This is a genomic window from Rhodoplanes tepidamans, assembly GCF_030813915.1.
In the GTDB taxonomy this organism is placed as follows: domain Bacteria; phylum Pseudomonadota; class Alphaproteobacteria; order Rhizobiales; family Xanthobacteraceae; genus Rhodoplanes; species Rhodoplanes tepidamans.
Window position 1 is genome coordinate 254,094 of the sequence record NZ_JAUSUJ010000002.1, and the last position, 18,921, is coordinate 273,014.

The window sequence follows — 18,921 nt, forward strand, 5'->3', positions numbered from 1 at the left end:
CCTCGGTGCGGTGCTCGCCCTGTCGCGCGGCCTGCGGTCCTGAACGAACGATCCGCGCCAGATCACCGGGCCGAGGCGCTGCCGGCGAGCGCCGACCGCACGATCGCGTCGAGCGACGCCGCGTCGGCCGGAAAGCCCTGCGCGATCCACGTCGCCTCGGCGTCCTTCATGGCGGCCCCGAGCGCCGCGCCGGCGAGCCCGTGCGCCATGAAGCGGGCGGCCCGGATCGGGAATCGCGGCGCCGTCCACCGCTGCGGCAGGGTCGCGAGGCTCGTCCATGCCCCGGCGGCCGGCTCACCCGCGCCGTCGCTCCCGGCGCGCGTCCAGGCGAGCAGCAGACGGTCGGCATACGGGCCCGGCCCGAGCCGGTAGAGCAGGACGCGCGCCTCGGCGTCGGACGTCGCCGCGCCGAGCCGCCACCAGCCCTCCGCCATGACGGCGAGCCGGCGGTGCTCGCCGTTGGTCAGCCGCAGCCGGTCGCGCAGCCGGTCGGCGTCCTCGGCGATCAGCACGGCGAGCGCCCCCAGCCGTCGGGTCGCATCGGGCGGCAGGCCGAGCGCATGCTCGCGCGCGACCATGGTGGCGAGATCCCACGGGCGGCCGATGCCGCCGAGCACCAGCTGGAGAATGCCGGCGTCCGCCATGGTGCCGAGCGTTCCGGCCGCGACCGGCGCGACCAGGAGCTTCATCAGCTCCATCCGCACCCGCTCGCGCGACAGGCCGCGCAGCTTCTCCCGCCCGACGATGCAGGCGTGCAGGCTGGCGGGATCGAAGGCGCCGTTGCCGTAGGAGGCGTGGAAGCGGAAGAAGCGCAGGATGCGCAGATGGTCCTCGTCGATGCGGCGCTCGGGATCGCCGATGAAGCGCACCCGCCGCGCCTCCAGGTCGGCGAGCCCGCCGACCGGATCGTGCAGGGTGCCGTCCGGCGACAGCGACAGCGCGTTCATGGTGAAGTCGCGTCGCGCCGCGTCGATCCCCCAGTCGCGCCCGAACGCCACCGTCGCCTTGCGGCCGAAGGTCTCGACGTCCTCGCGCAGCGTCGTCACCTCGAACGGCGTGCCGCCGGCGACGATCGTCACGGTGCCGTGGTCGATGCCGGTCGGCACCGCCTTGAGGCCGGCGGCGCGGGCGCGCCGCATCACCTCCTCGGGCCGCGCCGTGGTGGCGATGTCGATGTCGCCGGGTGGCTCGCCGAGCAGGGTGTTGCGCACCGCGCCGCCGACCACGCGGGCCTCCTCGCCGTCGCGGTCGAGCAGCGCCAGCACGGCGGCGAGCGGCGCGGCGTCGAGCCAGCCGGCGCCGACGATGCGCCGGGCGATCATCGCGTCGTGCCCGGGACGAACCGGCCGTCCTCCATGTGGGCCGGCACGTAGGTCGAGTTCGGCGGCGCGCCGCTGAACTCGGCCATCACCACGAGGCTCGCGATCATCAGGGCGAGGGCGGCGAGCGTCAGCCAGCCAACCACGGGCAGGCGCCACGCGCCCGGATCGATCACCCCCTGCCGGGTCGCCAGCAGGAACACCGCATAGAGCGCGAAGGGGGTGAGGAAAAGGGCGAGCTCGGTGAGTACAGGACGGATCATGATGCGACGCCGCGAGTCCCCGTTCGCTGCGCCCGCTGCGGGGCGCCGGTCATCTCTCGTACACCCGTTCGTAGAGATTGCGGAGAATTCCGGCCGTCACGCCCCAGATGTACCGCTCCTGCCAGGGCATCACGTAGAACCGCCGCCGCAGGCCTTTCCAGTCGCGGCTGTGCAGGGCGTGGTTCTGCTTGTCCATCAGGAACGCGAGCGGCACCTCGAAGGCGTCCTCCACCTCGGCCGGGTTGAGGGTCAGCGTATAGCCCGGGGCGACCCGTGACACGACCGGAAGAATGCGGAAGCCGGAGAACGTGCAGTAGAGGTCCAGATAGCCGATCGGATCGACGAGCCGGCGATCGAGCCCGACCTCCTCCTCGGCCTCGCGCAGCGCGGCGTCGAGCGGGGTCGCGTCGATCGGATCGATCTTGCCACCGGGAAACGCGATCTGGCCGGCGTGGTTCGGAAGGCTGGTGGTGCGCTGGGTGAGGATGATGCCCGGTTCCGGACGATCGACGACGCCGATCAGCACGGCGGCCGGTCGCGCCGGGATGACGCCCGCTGCCGCCCACAGATCCGGATCGAGGTCGATGTCGCCGCGCGTCGCCGGCTGGTCGGGGTCGGTCAGGGCCGGCGGCACCGCCATGTCGAGGCGGTCCCGGGCGCGGTCGAAGAAGGCGTGGCCCAGCGTCAGGGGATCGGCCGGCTCGATCGCCGTCATTGCGGAGAATCCTTCGGGGCATGCTCGGCCAGCGCGTCCGCCGGCGTCATCGGAAAGAAGGCGTCGCCCGAGGCGACGCCGAACATCCGCCGGCCGTCGACATCGCGCTCCTCGCCCAGCGCGACGAGGTCGTAGTAGACCGGGCGGACGACGCGGGCCCACAGGCCGCGCCGGACATGGAGGTAGGGCTTGAGGCCGCCGGTGCCGGCCTCCGGCTCGAAGCGCAGCGCGTGGTCGGCGCCGCACGTCACCCAGTCGTCGACATTGGTGCGGAACCGCAGGACCGGCGCCCCCTCGGGGCCGGCCTCCTCGCGGGTCATCTCGACTGCGAGGAAGGGGACGTCGTCGACCGCGATGCCGCACTTCTCCACCGGGGTGACCAGCACGTAGCGGTCGCCGTCGCGCCGCAGCACCGAGGCGAACAGCTTCACCAGCGCCGCCCGCCCGATCGGGCTGCCCTGGTAGAACCAGGTCCCGTCGGCGGCGATGCGCATCGGGATGTCGCCGCAGTCGGGCGGATTCCACAGATGCACGGGCGGCGGCCCGTGGCCGGCGGCGGCCCGCACGGCGCCGGCGAGCGCCTCGACCATGCGGCCCGGATCCGCGCCGCCGCCGCTCTGCCCTTCCTTCGCCACGGTTGGCCTTACCCTGTCCTGTCCCGCGCCCGTCCGCGCGGTGGCCGGAGCCGATCGATCTCCGGACACCCGCTCCAGGTCGCGTGAACGTGATAGGGCGGTGTCCCGCCCCGACTCATCTCGACAGCCTATGGTGCATAGGTGAGAGTGGAAACGGCCGGACGCAACGGCCGGCTGGCCCGGTTGATGCATGGCTGTCCGGCGACCGGTGGTTTCCGAGCCGTCTTCGAAGTCGATTTCGAAGACGATGCCGGAGCGTTCGAATGGATCGGTCCGACGGACCCGACGAGGAGTACCGCATGTCGCCGAGCGGCGAGAGCCTGGAAAAGCTGGAAGACATGATCGTCCGCGCCGCGGAGACCACGGCGAACCATGTCCGGGCGGCGCGGTCGGCGGTCGGCACCGTCATCTTCGGCCAGGACCGGGTCGTCGAGCACGCCATCGTCACCATCCTGGCGGGCGGCCACGCGCTCCTGGTCGGCGTCCCCGGCCTCGCCAAGACCAAGCTCGTCGACACCATGGGCACGGTGCTGGGACTCGACGCCAAGCGCATCCAGTTCACGCCCGACCTGATGCCGTCCGACATTCTCGGCAGCGAGGTGCTCGAGGAGAGCCCCGGCGGCAAGCGCAACTTCCGCTTCATTCCGGGGCCGGTGTTCGGCCAGCTGCTGATGGCCGACGAGATCAACCGCGCCAGCCCGCGCACCCAGTCGGCGCTCCTCCAGGCCATGCAGGAGCAGCACGTCACGGTGGCCGGCGCCCGCCACGACCTGCCGAAGCCGTTCCACGTGCTCGCCACCCAGAACCCGCTGGAGCAGGAAGGCACCTATCCGCTCCCCGAGGCACAGCTCGACCGCTTCCTGATGGAGATCGACGTCGACTACCCGGATCTCGAAGCCGAGCGGAAGATCCTGTTCGACACGACCGGCGCCGAGCAGGCGACGGCGAAGCCGGCCATGACGGCCGACGACCTGATGGCGGCGCAGCGCTTGGTGCGCCGTCTGCCGGTCGGCGAGTCGGTGGTCGAGGCGATTCTCCGGCTGGTCCGCTCGGCCCGTCCGGGCGCCGAAGGCCCCGAAGGCAAGATGATCGCCTGGGGGCCGAGCCCGCGCGCCAGCCAGGCGCTGATGCTCGCCGTGCGTGCGCGCGCGCTGCTGGAAGGGCGTTACGCGCCGTCGGTCGACGACGTGCTGGCGCTCGCCGAGCCGATCCTGAAGCACCGCATGGCGCTCACCTTCGCGGCGCGGGCCGACGGCGAGACCGTGCCGGGCGTCATCGGCCGGCTGAAGAGCCGGATCGGATAGGCCCGATGGCGGCCACCCCCACCGCCTCGCCGAGTCCCGAACGGCTGGCCCCGGAACGGCAGGCGCTCGATCGCGCCGGCGCGTCGAGCCGCCATCTCGCGGCCCTGATGCCGCGCCTGGTGCTGGAGGCGCGCCGCGTCGCCGCGACCGTGATCCACGGCCTGCACGGCCGCCGCCGCGCCGGCCCGGGCGAGAACTTCTGGCAGTACCGCCGCTTCGTCTCCGGCGAGTCGTCCGGGCGCGTCGACTGGCGCCGCTCGGCCCGCGACGAGCACCTCTACGTGCGCGAGCGCGAATGGGAGGCGGCGCACACGGTGTGGATCTGGCCGGACCGCTCGCCGTCGATGGCGTTCCGCTCGCGGCTCGCCACCGACACCAAGCTGGAGCGCGCCCTGGTGATGGCGCTGGCGCTCGGCGAGGTGCTGGTGCAGGGCGGCGAGCGCGTCGGCATCCCGGGCCTGATGCCGGTGACGGCCAACCGCAACGTCGTCGACCGCATGGTCCAGGCCTTCCTGCACGATCCGTCCGAGCGATCGAGCCTGCCGCCGGCCTTCTCGCCGTCGCCGCTCTCCGAGGTGCTGGTGCTGTCCGACCTGTGGAGCCCGATCGCCGAGATCCGGCAGACGCTGGCGCAGCTCTCCGCCGCCGGCGCGCACGGGCATGTCGTGCAGATCGTCGATCCGGCCGAGGAGACGTTCCCGTATTCGGGCCGCGTCGAGTTCGTCGAGCCGGAGGGGCACGGGGCCGTGACGGCCGGCCGCGCCGAGGCGTGGCGCGAGGACTACGCGGCGCGCATCGCGCTCCACCGCAGCCAGATCCGCGGCGAGACCGACCGCATCGGCTGGAGCTTCGTCGTCCACCGCACCGACCGTCCGGCGACCGACCTGATGCTGCAGCTCCACGCCCGGCTGTCCGCCGGGCGCGGCGCCGCGCCGCCGCCGCGGGCCGAGCCGGCCGCCGATGCCGAGGCGATCGCCGCGGCGGAAGCCGCCGAAGCGACCGCCGAGGACGCCGGTTCGATCGCGGCAGCGAGGTCCGCATGATCCCCGGCCTCCCGCTCGCCTTCGCCAGCCCGTTGGTCCTGGTCGGCCTCGTCAGCCTGCCGCTGCTGTGGTGGCTGCTGCGGCTGGTGCCGCCGCGGCCGCGCCGCGTCGACTTCCCGCCGACCCGCCTCCTGTTCGACATCGTCCCCAAGGAGGAGACGCCGGCCCGCACGCCGTGGTGGCTGACGCTGCTGCGGCTGACGCTGGCCGCCCTGGTCATCCTCGCCGCCGCCGGGCCGATGTGGAATCCGCCGGTGCCGACCGCCACCGCCCGGGCGCCGCTCGTGGTGCTGATCGACGACGGCTGGTCGGCCGCCTCGACCTTCGATGCGCGCCTGCGCACCGCCACCGATCTGGTCGCCCGCGCCCAGGCCGACGGCCGCGGCGTCGCCCTGGTGCCGCTCTCCGAGCCGACCCGCGACATCTCCTTCGAGACGCCGGACGCCGCCGCGGCGCGGCTGCGCACCATCCGGCCGAAGCCGCACGCGGTCGAGCGCGCCGACGCGCTTCCCGCCATCGGGCGCCTCGTCGCCGGCACGCCGGAGGCCGAGATCGTCTGGCTCTCCGACTCGGTCGACCTCGGCCGCGGATCCGAATTCGTCGCGGGGCTCCAGAAGCTCGCGGAGGGCCGCGCCGTCACCGTGGTGGCGGGCGGGGTGCGGCCGGCGCTGGCGCTCGCCGCCGCCGACAACGCCGCCGGTGGCCTCGCCGTGAAGGTGCTGCGCGCCGAGGCCGACGGTCCGACGGCCGGCACGGTGCGGGCGCTGGATCTGCGTGGCCTGCCGCTCGGCGAGGCGACCTTCGCGTTCGGCAGCGGCGCCCGCGAGACCGAGGCGCGGTTCGACCTGCCGGTCGAGATCCGCAACGACATCGCCCGGCTGGAGATCACCGGCGAGGCCTCGGCCGGCGCCGTGCAGCTGCTCGACAAGCGCTGGCGCCGCCGCACCGTCGGCGTCGTCACCGGCTCGACCACCGAGACGGCGCAGCCGCTGCTCGCCTCCACGTTCTATCTCGGCCGCGCGCTCGGGCCGTTCGCCGACGCCCGCATCGCCGAGCGCGGCTCGCCGGCCGAGGCGGTGTCCCAGTTCGTCGACCAGCGCCTGCCCATGATGGTGCTGGCCGACGTCGGCAACGTCGCCGGCGAGGCCCGCGAGAAGCTGTCGCGCTGGGTCGAGGAGGGCGGCGTGCTGGTGCGCTTCGCCGGCCCCCGGCTCGCCGCGGCCGACGACGACCTCGTGCCGGTGCGGCTGCGCCGCGGCGGCCGGGTGCTGGGCGGCAGCCTCAGCTGGGAGCAGCCGCAGCGGCTGGCCAGCTTCTCGCACGACGGGCCGTTCGCCGGACTTCCGGTGCCCGAGGACGTCACGGTCAGCCGGCAGGTGCTGGCCGAGCCGGATTCGTCGCTCGTCGATCACACCTGGGCGGCGCTCGGCGACGGCACGCCGCTGGTCACGGCCGCCAAGCGCGGCAAGGGGATGGTGGTGCTGTTCCACGTCACGGCCGACACCCGCTGGTCCGACCTGCCGCTGTCCGGCGCCTTCGTCGAGATGCTCCGCCGCATCGTCGGCCTGTCCGGCGCGACGGTCGGGCCGGAGTCGGGCGCGCAGGCCCAGGGGGCCGGCGACACCGTGGCGCCGACCCGGCTGCTCGACGGCTACGGCGTGTTCGGCCCGCCGCCGCCGACCGCCCGGCCGGTGGTCGCCGGCTACACGGGCCGCGCCACCGCCGACAACCCGCCCGGCTTCTACGGGCCGCCGGAAGGGCTGGTCGCCGTCAACACGCTCGTCGCCGCGGACCGGCCGGTGCCGCTCGACCTCGGGCCGCTCGGCGCCCGCGTCGAACCGTATCGCGCCAGCGAGCCGCAGGATCTGCGCGGCCCGGTGTTCCTGGCCGCCGTCGCGCTCGCCTTCCTGGACGCACTGGTGGTGTTCTGGCTCGCCGGCGGGCTCGCCCGCCTGACCGGCTGGCGGCGCGCCCCGGCCGCGCTCCTGCTCGGCGTCGGCCTCGCGCTCGCGCTCGCCGCGGCGGGCCCGCAGCCGGCCCGGGCGGCCGATCCGCAGGCCGACGCGTTCGCGTCCAAGGCCACCTCGGGCACTCGCCTCGCCTATGTGACGACCGGCAATGCCGAGGTCGACGCGATCAGCAAGGCCGGGCTGCAGAGCCTCACCGTCTTTCTCGGCCAGCGCACCGCGCTGGAGGCCGGCGAGCCGCTCGGCCTCGACATCGGCCGCGACGAGCTCGCCTTCTTCCCGCTGATCTACTGGCCGATCGTGCCGGACGCGCCGAAGCCCTCGGCGCAGGCGCTCGCCCGCATCGACGCCTACATGAAGCAGGGCGGCACCATCCTGTTCGACACCCGCGACGCCGTCGAGGCGGCGCCGGGCGGCGAGACCCGCAGCCCCGGGATGATCGCGCTGCGCGGCATCCTCGCCTCGCTCGACATCCCCGAGCTGGAGCCGATCCCGCGCGAGCACGTGCTGACCAAGACCTTCTTCCTGCTGCGCGACTTCCCGGGCCGCTTCACGGCCGGGCGGCTGTGGGTCGAGGCGATGCCGGCCGCCGACCCGGACGGGCCCGACGAGCGCCGCCCGGCGCGCGCCGGCGACGGCGTCTCGTCGATCCTGATCACGTCGAACGATCTCGCCGGCGCCTGGGCGACGCGGCCGGACGGCCAGGCCCTGCTGCCGCTGGTGCCGGGCGAGCCGCGCCAGCGCGAGCACGCCTTCCGGGCCGGCGTCAACATCGTGATGTATGCCCTGACCGGCAACTACAAGGCCGACCAGGTCCACGTCCCGGCCCTGCTGGAGCGTCTGGGACAATGAGAGACGTCGTTGCGATGTGCTGGTCATTCCGGGGCGGCGCACTCGGGTCGGCGCTTCGCGCCGCCCGAGCACAGGCTCCGCGCCGAACCCGGAATCCAGCGGCATACGCCGAATTCGCGGCTGGATTCCGGGTTCGCGCCTGCGGCGCGCCCCGGAATGACGACCGGACAAGCTTGGACACCGCATGAACTTCGGCATCTCGTTCGCGCCGCTCGTTCCCGATTACGTGGTGTGGGCCGCCGCGGCGGTCGCCGGCGTGATCGCGCTGCTGCTGCTCGTCGCCCGCATGCGCGGCGCCTGGATCAGGACGCTGGCGCTGGCGCTGCTGGTGCTGGCGCTGGCGAATCCGTCGTTCACCCGCGAGGACCGCGAGCCGCTCTCCTCGGTCGCCGTGATGGTGGTCGACAAGAGCGCCAGCCAGGGGTTCGGCGACCGTGCCGCGCAGGCGGAGGCGGCGCGTGCCGCGCTCGCCGAGCGGCTGCAGCGCATTCCCGGGCTCGAGCTGCGCACCGTCGAGGCCGGCCAGGCCGACGGCGAGACCGACGGCACCCGGCTGTTCGACGCGCTCGGCGCGGCGCTCGCCGACGTGCCGCCGGAGCGGGTGGCCGGCGCCATCATGCTGACCGACGGCCGCGTGCACGACGTGCCGCCCGACACCGGGGCGCTCGGCTTCGCGGCGCCCGTGCACGCGCTCGTCACCGGCCATCCGGGCGAGCGCGACCGTCGCGTGGTGCTCGTCTCGGCGCCGCGCTTCGGCATCGTCGGCCAGCAGCAGACCATCACGTTCCGGGTCGAGGACACCGGGGCGCCGCGGGCGCCCGCGCAGATCCGCATCAGCCGCGACGGCGAGATCATCGAGCGCCGCAGCGTGATGTCGGGCGACCAGGTGCGTGTGCAGGTGCCGATCCCGCATCCGGGCCAGAACATCGTCGAGATCGAGGCGTCGCCGATCCTCGACGAGCTGACCCCGCTCAACAACCGGGCCGTCGTCTCGATCGACGGCGTGCGCGACAAGCTGCGCGTCCTTCTCGTCTCGGGCGAGCCGCACGCCGGCGAGCGGACCTGGCGCAATCTCCTCAAGTCCGACGCCAACGTGGATCTCGTCCACTTCACCATCCTGCGCCCGCCCGAGAAGCAGGACGGCACGCCGATCAACGAGCTGTCGCTGATCGCGTTTCCGACCCGCGAGCTGTTCCAGCAGAAGATCAACGAGTTCCAGCTCATCATCTTCGACCGCTACGCGCGCCAGGGCGTGCTGCCAATCATCTATTTCGACAACATCGCCCGCTACGTCCGCGACGGCGGCGCCGTGCTGGTCGCGGCGGGCCCCGACTATGCGAGCCAGACCTCGCTGTGGCGCACGCCGCTCGAGTCGATCCTGCCGGCGGAGCCGAACGGCAACGTCACCGAACAGGCGTTCCGGGCCGCGCTGACCGACCTCGGCAAGCGTCACCCGGTCACCCGCACGCTCGAGGGCGCCAATGCCGAGCCGCCGGCCTGGAGCCGCTGGTTCCGCCTCGTCGACGCCCGCTCGATCGAGGGCATGACGGTGATGAAGGGGCCGGAGGAGAAGCCGCTCCTGGTGCTCGCCCGCGAGGGCGAGGGCCGCGTCGCGCTCCTGCTGTCGGACCACATCTGGCTGTGGGCGCGCGGCTACGAGGGCGGCGGGCCGCATATCGACCTCTTGCGCCGGCTGTCGCACTGGCTGATGAAGCAGCCGGACCTCGAGGAGGAGGCGCTGCGGCTGTTCGCCCGCGGGCGCGAGCTCGTGGTGCAGCGCCAGACCATGGCCGACGCCGCCGCACCCGTGACGCTGACGGCGCCGTCCGGTGCCACCCGCACCGTGGAGCTCGATCCGGCCGATGCCGGCGTCTGGCGCAAGAGCATCGAGGCGAACGAGCTCGGCCTGTGGCGCGCCACCGACGGCAAGCTCTCCGCGATGGTCAATGTCGGGCCGCCCAATCCGCGCGAGTTCGCCGAGGTCACCTCGACCACCGACGTGGTGGCGCCGCTCGCCGACGCGACCGGCGGCAGCGCCCGCCGGCTGTCGGCCCGGCCCGGCGCCGAGGTCGACGTGCCGCGCGTCGTGCCGGTGCGCTCGTCCGAGACCTTCAAGGGCGACTCGTGGATCGGCCTGAAGATGCGCGAGGCGAGCGTGGTGCGCGGCGTCGGCGTGCTGCCGATGTTCGCCGGCCTCCTCGGCCTCCTCCTGCTGGTCGGCAGCCTGGCCCTGACCTGGGCGCGCGAGGGGCGGTAGAGCTGCTGTTTCTTCCCTCTCCCCTCGTGGGAGAGGGTGGATCGCCGCGAAGCGGCGAGACGGGTGAGGGGGCTCTCCTCTTGCTCGGAACTCGGGGCGCGCCCCCTCACCCGCCCTCGCTTCGCGAGGGCACCCTCTCCCGCGAGGGGAGAGGGTCAGTGTCCCCGCGGTACCCCGTTCTCCCAGACGTAACGGCGGGACCGCGATGCGCGGGGGCCGGATGGACGGGGGGCGGGCGGCCGCGTTAAGACGGGCTCCCTCCCGCGCGCTTTCGGGCCAACCGCGACGACATGGTGATCAGATGAGCGAACCTCACATCCGCGACAACGAGTGGTGGGTCTCCCCCTACAACAACGCGCCGGACGTGGTGGCGGCCCGGCAGCTCCCGGCCAAGGTCGAGATCCACGACGCGACGCTGCGCGACGGCGAGCAGACGCCCGGCATCGTCATGGACGTGGCCGACAAGGTGGCGATCGCCGAGAAGCTCGCCGAGGTCGGGGTGGAGCGCATCGAGGCCGGCATGCCGGCCGTCTCCGAAATGGACTTCACCGCCATCAAGGAGATCTCCAGGCTCGGGCTGAAGTCGAAGATCTTCTCGTTCGCGCGCGCCGTCACGGTCGACATCGACAAGGCGCTCGACTGCGGCTGCCACGGCGTCATCATCGAGATCCCGATCGGCTATCCCAAGCTCAAGTACCAGTTCAAGTGGACCTGGGAGGACGTTCTGCGCAAGAGCGTCGAGGTCGTGAACTACGCCAAGAAGCGCGGCCTCTACGCCGTCTACTTCCCCTACGACACGACGCGGGCCCGCCCCGAGGATCTGGAGAACCTGCTCACCCGGCTGATGCAGGAGGCGCCGCCCGACTCGATCGGCATCGTCGACACCATGGGCTGCGCGCTGCCCGAGGCGATCAAGCACATGGTGCGGCGGGTGAAGCAGCTCACCAGCCTGCCGGTCGAGGTGCACACCCACAACGACTTCGGCATGGCGGTGGCGACCGAGCTGGCCGGCGTCGAGGCCGGCGCGTCGTGCATCCACTCCTGCGCCAACGGGCTCGGCGAGCGCACCGGCAACGCCGCGCTCGAGGAGCTGATGGTCGCGCTGCACGTGCTGTACGGCTACGACGAGCAGTACCGGCTCGACAAGCTGCCGGAGCTCGGCGCCCTGGTCAGCCGCATCACCGGCGTGCCGATCGCCGCCAACAAGCCGATCCTCGGCTCGAAGAACTTCACCCGTGAATCCGGGATCGGGGTGGACCTCGTGGTGCGCGAGCCGCTCGCCATGTTCGGCACCCATCCGGCCCTCACCGGCCGCGCCGGCGACGTGGTGCTCGGCAAGAAGAGCGGCAAGGCGTCGATCACCTACACGCTGGAGAAGCTCGGCCTGCCGATCCCGGAGGACGGGCTCGTCAACGAGATGCTCAAGCAGGTGAAGGACAAGGGCATCGCCAAGCGCGGCCTGGTCAGCGACGAGGAGTTCCTCGCCATCGCCCGCGACGTGATGGCCGTGAAGGCGTGAGGCGGAGCGGGTCATTCCGGGGCGCCGCGCAGCGGCGAACCCGGAATCCAGCAACGAACTCCGCATTTGCCTCTGGATTCCGGGTTCGCGGACCTGCGGTCCGCGCCCCGGAATGACCGGGATGCCGCATCGTCAGAAGACAAAGGCCGCCGCAACCGGCGGCCTCTTTGTTCGTAGACGATGCATGCCCACCGACAGGAGCGATCCGCTGACCACCGAAAAGCAGAAGATGCTCGCCGGCGCGCTGTACCGGCCCGGCGATCCGGAGATCCAGGCCGACCAGGCGGCCACCAAGGCGTGGATGGCGCGCTACAACGCGATGATGGACAGCGCCTCGGCGGAGCGGCGCGTGCTCCTTCGCGAGCGGTTCGCGGCGGTCGGCGAGGGGGCCGTGATCCGGCCGCCGTTCTTCTGCGACTTCGGCTTCAACATCGCGCTCGGGCGTGACGTCTTCCTCAACTTCAACTGCGTGATCCTCGACGTCGTCGCGGTGACGATCGGCGACGGCACCCAGATCGGCCCGGCCGTGCAGATCTACGCGGCCGACCATCCGCGCGATCCGCAGGCGCGGCGCGACGGGCTCGAGTTCGGACGGCCCGTCGTGATCGGCAGGAACGTCTGGATCGGCGGCGCCGCCGTGATCCTGCCGGGCGTCACGGTCGGCGACGACGCCGTGATCGGCGCCGGCAGCATCGTCACCCGCGACGTGCCGGCGGGCGCCACGGTCGCCGGCAATCCGGCGCGCCGGCTGCGCTGAGGCGCGGCGCCGCGGCGCCGCGCTCGGGCCGCGGCGGTGGCCTCAGTGCGCGGCGAGGCCGCGCGTCACCAGCCGGTTGAGCCGCATGGCGAAGGCGGCCGGATCGTCGGGCAGCTCGCCGTCGAGGATCTGCGCCTGCTCGAACAGCAGCATCGCGAGGTCGGCCGCCTCGTGGGCGTGTCCGGCGCCGCTCTCGCGGGCGACGGCGCCGACCAGCGCGTGCCGCATGTTCAGCTCCAGGACCGGCCTGGTGCCGGAGCTGCGGTTCTGCTTGGCGAGCAGCCGCTCCAGCTCGCGGTCCGGCCCGAAGCCCCCGGCGACCAGGCAGGCGGCGCTGTCGGTCAGGCGCTGCGACGCCTTCACGTCGGAGACACGGTCGCCGAGCGCCAGCTTGACCGCGGCGATCACGCTCGCCTCGTCGACCGCCGTCTCGGCCGCCTTCTCCGCCTCCGCCCTGGCCTCCTCGGCGAGCGGCACCAGGCTGAAGTCGACCTCGCCCTGGCTCAGCGACTTGAAGCCCTTGCCCTGGAAGTCGAGCCGCAGCGAGGTCCACAGCGCGTCGACCGGGTCGGTGAGCAGCAGAACCTCGATGCCGCGCGCCTTCGCCGCCTCGAGCTTGGGATTGGCCTTGAGGCGGTCGAGGTCCTCGCCCGCCAGATAGTAGATCTCGGTCTGGTTCTCGCGCAGCTCGGCGACGTACTGGGCGAGCGTGCGCCGCTCCCCCCGGGTGGAGGTGAAGCGGGCGAGGCCGAGGATCTGCTCGCGCCGGTCGGGCTCCTCGTAGAGGCCCTCCTTGATCACGGCGCCGAACGTCTCCCACACGGTCGCGAACCTGTCCGCGTCCTTCGACGCGACGCTCTCCAGCTCGGAGAGCACCTTGCCGGTGATCGCCTTGCGCATCGCCGCGACCTGCGGGTTGTTCTGCAGCATCTCGCGCGACAGGTTGAGCGGCAGGTCCTCCGAGTCGACGACGCCGCGCACGAAGCGCAGCCAGCTCGGCAGCAGCGACGCGTCGTCGGTGATGTAGACGCGGCGCACATAGAGCTTGAGGTGGCTCTTGCGGGCCGGATCGTAGAGGTCGAACATCGAGCTCGACGGCACGAACAGCAGCACCGCGTAGGACTGCCGGCCCTCGGCCCGGTAGTGCAGCGTCACCGCCGGCTCGTCGAAGGCGCCGCAGATCGAGCGATAGGCCTGGGTGTAGTCCTCCGGCTTCAGCTCGGACTTCGAGCGCTGCCACACGGCGCTCGCGGTGTTGATCTGGCGCGGCTCGCCGGCCTTCTCGTCGCCGGCCTTCGCCTCGTCCGCCTCGTCGCCGTCCGCCTTGCCGGCCGGGACGGCCAGCATGATCGGGAACTGGATGTGGTCCGAATAGGCGTGGACGACCCGCTCGATCTCCCACGGCTCTAGATACTTCCGGGCGTCCTCCTTGAGGTGCAGCACGATCTCGGTGCCGCGCGGGAGCGCGGCGGCGTGCGCGCCGGCCGGCTCGACCTCGAAGCCGGCGCTGCCGGTGGAGCGCCACACGAAGGCCTCGTCCGCGCCGGCCCGCCGGCTCGTCACCTCGATGCGGTCGGCCACCATGAACGCGGCGTAGAAGCCGACGCCGAACTGGCCGATCAGGCCGCCGCCGTCCTTCGCCTCGGCGAGTCTGGCGATGAAGGCGCGGGTGCCGGAGCGCGCGATGGTGCCGAGATTGTCGATCAGCTCCTGGCGGTCCATGCCGACGCCGTTGTCGGCGACCGTCAGGGTGCCGGCCGCCTTGTCGGGCGTGATGCGGATTTTCAGGTCGGGGTCGTCGGCGAGCAGCTCCGGCCGGGCGATCGCCTCGTACCGCAGCCGGTCGCAGGCGTCGGAGGCGTTGGAGATCAGCTCGCGCAGGAAGACGTCGGTCTCGGAATAGACCGAGTGCACCATCAGGTGCAGCAGCTCGGCCACCTCGGCCTGGAACGGATGGACCTCGGCGTGCGGCGCGGGGCTGGCGGGAGTGGCCTCGGAGGCGTCGGGAGGGGCGGCGTCGGTCATGGCGTCCACTCGGAATCGTGATGGAAACGAGGGGGATATAGCGGGGATATCGGCGGTCGCAAGAGGGGGTGGGCGGATCGCCCGGACGCTGGGTGCGCCGCCCGTTCGCGTCCTGGTGGCCGACGGCTCCGTGATCGGCGGAAATCTGCCGCCCGCCGTGGCGCGGCTGATGCGGGACTGGACCGCCTTGCGGCAGGAGGCCCTGATGCGAAACTGGCTCGCGGCACGCGAGGAAGGACCGTTGGAGTTCATTGGAGGTCTGGACGATGATTGACGTCGTCGGGATCAGGAAGCTCGGCGGCTACGTGCTCGCGATCGAGTTTTCCAACGGTGCGATCGGAACGAGGGATTTCTCGTTCGTCCGGCAGAAGACCGAACCCATGGCGGAGCCGCTGAAGGACCCCGCCTGTTTCGCCCGCGTGATCGTGCACGACGGCGCCCCGACCTGGCCGAACGGCTACGACTGGGACCCGATCGCCCTGCACGACGAGATGCAGGCGGAAGGCCTCCTGAAGCGCGTCGACGCCGCCGAGTAGACGCCCCTCCGTCTCGAGACGGACAGGACGTCCCGCACAAAAAACCGTCCGCCCCGTGTCACACCGCCATGGGCCGCTTCGTCTTGTGGTCGGAGCCGCCGCGGAGCGGCCGACGGAGCGAACGGAGAGCGAGATGACGGAGCGCGTGACGAACTGGCTGGGCCGCAGGAACGACGGCGTCGCCGCCATGGCCGGGGTGGAGACCTGGGTCGGCAGGCAGCTCGACCACACCCTCCTGGAGCTGATCAAGACGCGGGTGTCGCAGATCAACGGCTGCGCCTTCTGCCTGCACATGCATTCCGCCGACGCCCTGAAGGCCGGCGAGAGCGTCGCCCGCCTCCTGCTGCTCGACGCCTGGGAGGAGTCCGCCCTCTACACGCCGCGCGAACGGGCGGCGCTCGCCTGGGCCGAGGCGCTCACCCGGGTCGCCGACACGCATGCGCCGGACGCCGCCTGGGAGGAGGTCCGGGCCCATTTCTCCGAGGACGAGGTGATCGCGCTGTCGATCGCGGTCGGGATGATCAACGCGTGGAACCGGCTGGCGATCGGCTTCCGGGTGCAGCATCCTGCCGACCGGGCGGCCGCGGCGGCGGCCTGAACCCGGAGCCCCCGCATGGACGAGCCGGCGAACGACGAGACGACGCGCGAGCGGGGGGTGGACGATCCCGCCCGGGACTTCGAGGCGCATCGCCGGCATCTCGTCGGCCTCGCCTATCGCATGCTCGGCTCGGTCGCCGAGGCCGAGGACGCCGTGCAGGACGCCTATCTGCGCTGGCACCGGGCCGACCGCGCTGCGGTCGGCGACGCCCGTGCGTTCCTGTCGCGCACCGTGGCGCGGCTGTGCCTCGACCGGCTGCGCGCCGCCAAGGCGCGCCGCGAGACCTATGTCGGGCCGTGGCTGCCGGAGCCGCTGCTCGACGCCGAGGCGCTCGCCGCCGACACGGCGAGCGAGTACGCGTCCGACCTCTCGGTCGGGCTGCTGATGGCGCTGGAACGCCTGTCGCCGCTGGAGCGCGCCGCCTTCCTGCTGCACGACGTGTTCGACGTGGGCTTCGCCGAGGTGGCGGCGCTGATCGGCCGCAGCGAGGCGGCGTGCCGACAACTGGCGACGCGGGCCCGCGCCCATGTCCGGGCCGCCCGGCCGCGCTTCGCGGTGGCGCCCGAGGAGGGCTCGCGCCTGGTCGCCGCCTTCGCCGAGGCGGTGCAGCGGGCCGACGCCAGCGGGCTGGCGAGGCTGCTCGCCGCCGACGCGGTGCTGCACAGCGATGGCGGCGGCCGCAAGACCGCGGCCCTCAACCCGATCGTCGGGCGCGACCGGGTCGCCCGCTTCTTCGCCGGCATCGCCGCCAAGTTCCCGGACGTGCTGGCGGCGAGCCGCGGCGCCTCGATCAACGGCCTGCCCGGCCTGATCGTCACCGAGGCCGACGGCAGCGTGCAGACCCTGGCGTTCGAGATCGTCGACGGCTCGATCGCGGCGATCTACTTCGTCCGCAATCCGGACAAGCTGGCGCATCTCGCGCCGCGCCTGCACTGAGGGGCGGAGCGGGTGCGATCACGGACCGGCGCGGGCTGCGGCGGGATCGAAACGGCGGGGGGCGAACGGCGTTCGCCCCCCGGGAAACGCGGGATCGGCGTGCGCCGCCGCGATCAGTAGATCGAACCCTTCGCCCGATCGAACAGCGACTCCTCCGAGCCGACCGTCGGTCCCGGCGTCCCGCCGGACGCGTAGGAGTCGTGCACGGCGCTGCCGCGGACGCGCATGGCGGCGTCGGCGGTCACGCTGCCCGCGACCAGCACGGCGGCGAGCCCGAAGGCGAACAGGGCGGCCTTGGAGAAGGTGGTCTTGAAGGAGGCGATCTCGGAGGAGGCGGTCTTGGAGGAGGCGGTCTTGGCCATGGAGTGGCTCCTGGTCTCGAAACGATGGGCGATCGTCGCCGCACCTGTCACGAGATACGGCCGGGGCCACCCGGAGTTACGCCGCGGCGCTTCACGAGCCTGTGCCGGCAGGGCGAGGCCCGGCTGGCCGAACCGTGATCGGCGCCCGCGTAACGATCCCGGTTTAGCCGCTTTCGCGCCGCGTGGGCCGCGGTGACGCGCCGGGCTCAGGGCCCGGCGCCGGCCACGGCGGCCTGTCCCGGCAGACGCAGCCGCCGGCCCGTCACCAGCACGGCGGCGACCGAGGCGGCGAGGCAGGCCGTCACGGCGACGAGGCCGGCATGGGCGCTGCCGGTGAGGGACATGCTCCAGCCGACCAGGGTGGGCCCGAGAAAGCCGCCGAGATTGCCGACCGAATTGATCAGCGCGATGCCGCCGGCTGCGGCGGTGCGCTCGAGGAACTGGGGCGGCAGGCCCCAGAACGGCCCGAGCGTCGCGTAGATGCCGACCGTGGCGACCCCGAGCGCCGCGATCGACCACAGGTTCGGCGGCAGCAGCACCGCGGCGAGCAGGCCGGCGGCGCTCAGCATGGTCGGCAGCGCGACATGCATCACCCGCTCGGCCCGGCGGTCGCTGCGGCGGCCCCAGAGGAGCATCGCGACGGCGCTGATCGCGTAGGGGACGGCGACCAGGAGCCCGACCTCCTCGATGCCGTAGCCGAGCGCCTTGATGAGTTGCGGCAGCCACATCCCGACCCCGTAGAGGCCGACCACGATGCCGAAATAGGCGAGGCCGAGCAGCCAGACGCGGCCGTCGGCCAGCGCCGGGCCGAGCGCGGCGTGCAGCCGGTGCGGGCTGCGGGCGCGGTCGGCGGCGAGGTTCTTCGCGACGACGTCGCGCTCCGCGTCGGAAAGCCAGCGCGCGCTCGCCGGGCCGTCGGGGAGCCAGGCCAGCACGGCGAGGCCGAGGGCGCAGGCCGGCAGGCCTTCCAGGATGAACAGCCACTGCCAGCCGGACAGGCCGAGAAAGCCGTGGGTCTGGAGCAGCAGGCTCGACAGCGGCGCCCCGACCGCGCTGGCGATCGGCACCGCCATCATGAACAGGCCGACGAAGCGCGCCAGCCGCTCCTGCGGGAACCAGTACGTCAGATAGAGGATCATGCCGGGCAGGAAGCCGGCCTCGGCGACGCCGAGCAGGAAGCGCAGCACGTAGAAGCTCGTCGGCCCCTGCACGAAGGCCATGCCGGCCGAGACGAGCCCCCAGGTGATCATGATGCGGGCGATCCACACCCGCGCCCCGACCCGCTCCAGGATCAGGTTGCTCGGCACCTCGAACAGAAAGTAGCCGAGAAAGAAGATCCCGGCGCCCCAGCCGTACACGCTCGCCGAGAGCCCGAGCTCGGCATTCATGGTGAGCGCCGCGAACGACACGTTCACCCGGTCGAGAAACGCGACCAGATAGAGCACCATCATGAACGGGATCAGCCGGAGCGCGATCTTCTTGTAGAGAGCGTCGTCCGCCGCGTGGCGCGCATCGTCGTGGGACATGAGTGATCCTCGGGCGATCCTCGGCGCCGACCGGATCGTCGGGTGCGCGAGGCGAGGTACGCTGCCCGGCCGCCCGGCGCAAGGGGACGTGCCCGCGTGGCGGATGCGCTCGGTACGTGGGTCCGCTCGCCCGCGCGGTTCGTGGCGGCGCTGGGGGCGGAACAGCGCCCGTTCGGCCCCGACGCGCGTTCGGTGAGGCTGCCGTGCTCGGGACTGCGGGGTCGGCATCGTCGGGGAGCTCGGGATTTCGGTCGGCGAACGCGCCGCCGAACTGCTCGCACGCGGCGCCCGGAACGCCGTCCAGTCC

The 18,921-nt window shown here is 72.7% G+C and carries 16 protein-coding genes; 9 read left to right on the forward strand and 7 right to left on the reverse strand.

The window, feature by feature from the left end; all coding sequences use genetic code 11:
* Positions 1–62: 62 nt before the first annotated feature.
* The 4 genes from J2S22_RS03795 to J2S22_RS03810 are packed head-to-tail and all read right to left on the reverse strand — an operon-like array spanning position 63 to position 2,932.
* Positions 63–1,322 carry a CCA tRNA nucleotidyltransferase gene (locus tag J2S22_RS03795; protein WP_272775766.1) on the reverse strand — a complete coding sequence of 420 codons (1,260 nt, stop codon included), beginning with the start codon at positions 1,320–1,322 and terminating at the stop codon, positions 63–65.
* Positions 1,319–1,582 carry a DUF6111 family protein gene (locus tag J2S22_RS03800; RefSeq protein WP_272775765.1) on the reverse strand — a complete coding sequence of 88 codons (264 nt, stop codon included), beginning with the start codon at positions 1,580–1,582 and terminating at the stop codon, positions 1,319–1,321. Before J2S22_RS03800 ends, J2S22_RS03795 begins: the two co-directional genes overlap by 4 nt.
* Positions 1,583–1,631: 49 nt before the next feature.
* Entirely contained in the window at positions 1,632–2,297 is a 666-nt protein-coding gene (locus tag J2S22_RS03805; protein ID WP_272775764.1) for a CoA pyrophosphatase, read from the reverse strand.
* A complete protein-coding gene (locus J2S22_RS03810; protein ID WP_370878172.1) occupies positions 2,294–2,932 on the reverse strand; it encodes a DUF1285 domain-containing protein in 639 nt (212 codons plus the stop codon). Before J2S22_RS03810 ends, J2S22_RS03805 begins: the two co-directional genes overlap by 4 nt.
* A gap of 299 nt (positions 2,933–3,231) precedes the next feature.
* Here J2S22_RS03810 and J2S22_RS03815 point away from each other — a divergent pair, with 299 nt between their 5' ends.
* The 6 genes from J2S22_RS03815 (at position 3,232) to J2S22_RS03840 (ending at position 12,631) form a co-directional block, all read left to right on the forward strand.
* Positions 3,232–4,236: an AAA family ATPase gene (locus J2S22_RS03815; protein ID WP_272775858.1), complete on the forward strand. Its 1,005-nt coding sequence runs from the start codon at positions 3,232–3,234 to the stop codon at positions 4,234–4,236.
* A gap of 5 nt (positions 4,237–4,241) precedes the next feature.
* Positions 4,242–5,279, forward strand: a complete 1,038-nt coding sequence (locus J2S22_RS03820; RefSeq protein WP_272775763.1) for a DUF58 domain-containing protein — start codon at positions 4,242–4,244, stop codon at positions 5,277–5,279.
* Positions 5,279–8,098, forward strand: coding sequence for a DUF4159 domain-containing protein (locus J2S22_RS03825; RefSeq protein ID WP_272775857.1), 2,820 nt, complete (start codon positions 5,279–5,281; stop codon positions 8,096–8,098). Before J2S22_RS03820 ends, J2S22_RS03825 begins: the two co-directional genes overlap by 1 nt.
* 184 nt (positions 8,099–8,282) lie before the next feature.
* The gene (locus tag J2S22_RS03830; RefSeq protein WP_272775762.1) at positions 8,283–10,355 is read left to right on the forward strand and encodes a hypothetical protein; all 2,073 of its coding nucleotides are present in this window, start codon (positions 8,283–8,285) and stop codon (positions 10,353–10,355) included.
* 301 nt (positions 10,356–10,656) lie between these two features.
* Positions 10,657–11,874, forward strand: coding sequence for a LeuA family protein (locus J2S22_RS03835; protein WP_272775761.1), 1,218 nt, complete (start codon positions 10,657–10,659; stop codon positions 11,872–11,874).
* A 184-nt stretch (positions 11,875–12,058) separates the two neighbouring features.
* Positions 12,059–12,631 (forward strand): sugar O-acetyltransferase, encoded by a 573-nt coding sequence (locus tag J2S22_RS03840; RefSeq protein ID WP_272775760.1) that lies wholly within the window; start codon positions 12,059–12,061, stop codon positions 12,629–12,631.
* 42 nt (positions 12,632–12,673) lie between these two features.
* On the opposite strand, the gene htpG is transcribed toward J2S22_RS03840, so the two are convergent.
* On the reverse strand, positions 12,674–14,656 hold the full coding sequence (htpG, locus tag J2S22_RS03845) for a molecular chaperone HtpG (RefSeq protein WP_272775759.1): 1,983 nt from the start codon (positions 14,654–14,656) through the stop codon (positions 12,674–12,676).
* Positions 14,657–14,922: 266 nt separating this feature from the next.
* On the opposite strand from htpG, the gene J2S22_RS03850 reads away from it, so the two are divergent.
* The 3 genes from J2S22_RS03850 (at position 14,923) to J2S22_RS03860 (ending at position 16,726) form a co-directional block, all read left to right on the forward strand.
* Positions 14,923–15,192: a DUF2442 domain-containing protein gene (locus J2S22_RS03850; protein ID WP_272775758.1), complete on the forward strand. Its 270-nt coding sequence runs from the start codon at positions 14,923–14,925 to the stop codon at positions 15,190–15,192.
* A gap of 133 nt (positions 15,193–15,325) precedes the next feature.
* Positions 15,326–15,790 carry a carboxymuconolactone decarboxylase family protein gene (locus J2S22_RS03855; protein ID WP_272775757.1) on the forward strand — a complete coding sequence of 155 codons (465 nt, stop codon included), beginning with the start codon at positions 15,326–15,328 and terminating at the stop codon, positions 15,788–15,790.
* A 15-nt stretch (positions 15,791–15,805) separates the two neighbouring features.
* Entirely contained in the window at positions 15,806–16,726 is a 921-nt protein-coding gene (locus J2S22_RS03860; RefSeq protein ID WP_272775756.1) for a sigma-70 family RNA polymerase sigma factor, read from the forward strand.
* A 113-nt stretch (positions 16,727–16,839) separates the two neighbouring features.
* Here the strand turns inward: J2S22_RS03860 and J2S22_RS03865 are convergent, their stop codons facing one another.
* Together J2S22_RS03865 and J2S22_RS03870 are read right to left on the reverse strand one after the other, a co-directional pair.
* Positions 16,840–17,088, reverse strand: a complete 249-nt coding sequence (locus J2S22_RS03865; protein WP_272775755.1) for a hypothetical protein — start codon at positions 17,086–17,088, stop codon at positions 16,840–16,842.
* A 206-nt stretch (positions 17,089–17,294) separates the two neighbouring features.
* Entirely contained in the window at positions 17,295–18,614 is a 1,320-nt protein-coding gene (locus J2S22_RS03870) for an MFS transporter (protein ID WP_272775754.1), read from the reverse strand.
* Positions 18,615–18,921 lie beyond the last annotated feature (307 nt).

Coding starts and splice junctions, on each gene's coding strand:
- J2S22_RS03795 (WP_272775766.1), bottom strand. CDS start 1,322: ATGATCGCCCGGCGCATCGTCGGCGCCGGCTGGCTCGACGCCGCGCCG.
- J2S22_RS03800 (WP_272775765.1), bottom strand. CDS start 1,582: ATGATCCGTCCTGTACTCACCGAGCTCGCCCTTTTCCTCACCCCCTTC.
- J2S22_RS03805 (WP_272775764.1), bottom strand. CDS start 2,297: ATGACGGCGATCGAGCCGGCCGATCCCCTGACGCTGGGCCACGCCTTC.
- J2S22_RS03815 (WP_272775858.1), top strand. CDS start 3,232: ATGTCGCCGAGCGGCGAGAGCCTGGAAAAGCTGGAAGACATGATCGTC.
- J2S22_RS03820 (WP_272775763.1), top strand. CDS start 4,242: ATGGCGGCCACCCCCACCGCCTCGCCGAGTCCCGAACGGCTGGCCCCG.
- J2S22_RS03830 (WP_272775762.1), top strand. CDS start 8,283: ATGAACTTCGGCATCTCGTTCGCGCCGCTCGTTCCCGATTACGTGGTG.
- J2S22_RS03835 (WP_272775761.1), top strand. CDS start 10,657: ATGAGCGAACCTCACATCCGCGACAACGAGTGGTGGGTCTCCCCCTAC.
- J2S22_RS03840 (WP_272775760.1), top strand. CDS start 12,059: ATGCCCACCGACAGGAGCGATCCGCTGACCACCGAAAAGCAGAAGATG.
- htpG (WP_272775759.1), bottom strand. CDS start 14,656: ATGACCGACGCCGCCCCTCCCGACGCCTCCGAGGCCACTCCCGCCAGC.
- J2S22_RS03850 (WP_272775758.1), top strand. CDS start 14,923: ATGATTGACGTCGTCGGGATCAGGAAGCTCGGCGGCTACGTGCTCGCG.
- J2S22_RS03855 (WP_272775757.1), top strand. CDS start 15,326: ATGACGGAGCGCGTGACGAACTGGCTGGGCCGCAGGAACGACGGCGTC.
- J2S22_RS03860 (WP_272775756.1), top strand. CDS start 15,806: ATGGACGAGCCGGCGAACGACGAGACGACGCGCGAGCGGGGGGTGGAC.
- J2S22_RS03865 (WP_272775755.1), bottom strand. CDS start 17,088: ATGGCCAAGACCGCCTCCTCCAAGACCGCCTCCTCCGAGATCGCCTCC.
- J2S22_RS03870 (WP_272775754.1), bottom strand. CDS start 18,614: ATGTCCCACGACGATGCGCGCCACGCGGCGGACGACGCTCTCTACAAG.